The 1,938-nt window shown below is 71.8% G+C and carries 2 protein-coding genes; one reads left to right on the forward strand and one right to left on the reverse strand.

The window, feature by feature from the left end:
• Positions 1-1,424 (forward strand): cryptochrome/photolyase family protein (locus tag E1283_RS35700; RefSeq protein WP_132822313.1); only part of this gene is annotated, 1,424 nt, incomplete at its 5' end.
• 146 nt (positions 1,425-1,570) lie between these two features.
• On the opposite strand, the gene E1283_RS35705 is transcribed toward E1283_RS35700, so the two are convergent.
• Positions 1,571-1,756, reverse strand: a complete 186-nt coding sequence (locus E1283_RS35705) for a hypothetical protein (RefSeq protein WP_132822314.1) — start codon at positions 1,754-1,756, stop codon at positions 1,571-1,573.
• Positions 1,757-1,938 lie beyond the last annotated feature (182 nt).

Raw genomic sequence — 1,938 nt, forward strand, 5'->3', positions numbered from 1 at the left:
GCCCCCGCCCGATCGTGATGATCGAGGCCCGGTCCGTGCTGCGCCGCCGCCGCTTCCACCGGGCCAAGGCCCACCTGGTGCTCTCCGCGATGCGGCACCGCGCCGCCGAACTCGGCGAGGACCGGGTCCACTACGTCCGCGCCGACACCTACCGCCAGGGGCTGCGCGAGGTCGCCGCCCTCGGCCGGCTGACGGTCCACCATCCCACCTCGTACGCCGCGCTCGCCCTCGTCACCCGCCTCGACCACGTCGACGTGCTGCCCGCCCGCGGCTTCCTGATCCCCCATGACGACTTCCGCGCCTGGGCCGACTCGCGCGCCCTCCGCCAGGAGGACTTCTACCGCTGGGTCCGCCACCGCCTCGACCTCCTCATGGACGCCGACGAGCCGGCCGGCGGCCGCTGGAACCTCGACCACGAGAACCGCGAACCCCCGCCGCGCGACGCCACCACCCTCGACGTCCCCGCCCCCTACCGGCCGCGCGAGGACGACATCGACGCCGAGGTCCGCGACGACCTCGACCGCTGGGAACGGGCCGGCGACGTCTCGTTCGTCGGCCGCGAAGGACCGCGCCGCTTCCCCGCCACCCGCCGCGAGGCGCTGGCCGCGCTCCGCCGCTTCGTCGAACGCCGGCTCGCCGGCTTCGGGCCCCACGAGGACGCGATGCTCGCCGACGACCCGGTGATGAGCCACAGCCTGCTCTCCTCCTCCCTCAACCTCGGCCTGCTCGACCCGGCCGAGTGCGTCGCCGCCGCCGAGGCGGCCTGGCGCGCGGGCGAGGCCCCGCTGCGCAGCGTCGAGGGCTTCGTCCGGCAGGTCGCCGGCTGGCGCGAGTACGTGTGGCAGCTGTACTGGCACTTCGGCCCCGACTACCGCCACCAGAACGCGCTCCGGCACCGCGCCCCGCTGCCCGACTGGTTCCTCGAACTGGACGCCGACGCCGTGACGGCCAACTGCCTCGCCACCGTCCTGGCCCAGGTCCGCGACACGGGCTGGACCCACCACATCCCGCGCCTGATGGTGCTGGGCAGCCACGCCCTGCAACGCGGCTGGGACCCGGCCGCCGTGACCGACTGGTTCCACCGCTGCTTCGTCGACGGCTACGACTGGGTGATGCTGCCCAACGTCGTCGGCATGTCCCAGCACGCCGACGGCGGCCGGATGACCACCAAGCCGTACACCTCGGGCGGCGCCTACCTGCACCGGATGAGCGACTACTGCGACGGGTGCGCCTACCGCCCCACCGCCCGCGTCGGCGCCGACGCCTGCCCCTTCACCACCGGCTACTGGTCCTTCCTCCACCGCCACCGCGCCCGCTTCGCCGGCAACCCCCGCATGGCCCGCGCCGTCGCCGGCCTCGACCGCCTCTCCGACCTCGACGCGGTCGTTCACGAAAACGAACGCCGCGCCGACGGGCCGCCGTGACCCCCGCTCCGGTGTCGATTCCCCGGGAACGCCTCACGGGCCCGCCGCACCTTCACCCGCCCCGCGTTCCCGCAGGTCACCATCGCCGGCGGTCGCATTCCCGTCCGGTGCCGCATTTCGCCGGCTGACCGGAGTCCGCAATTCCGCTATCGCGGCGTCCCGCCGATTCCCGGGTCCTCGGCACCGAATTCGCGGCCGAACTCACACCCGAACTCGCGGCTGAATTCGGCCCGGTGAAACTCCCTCACAACCTTCACCAAACACCTGCCGTCCGTGATCAACGTCACGCCCGGATCATGGAACCGGTCATCGCCCAGGCCCCGCTTGGTCACCCGGTCAATCTGACACGGTCACAGATTGCCTCGAACTATCCACAGCCTGAGATCATTTGAGCGCAACTGATCACCTGTCATGCTCATTGTCCGGATTTATGTCCGTAGACGGCCCCGTGGTCACACTCTTACGATCTCCGCGATTTCCCCTCATGGGCGGGGACTTGTGGAGAGGGTTGGGG

The organism is Streptomyces hainanensis, assembly GCF_004348415.1.
Taxonomy (GTDB): Bacteria; Actinomycetota; Actinomycetes; order Streptomycetales; family Streptomycetaceae; genus Streptomyces; species Streptomyces hainanensis.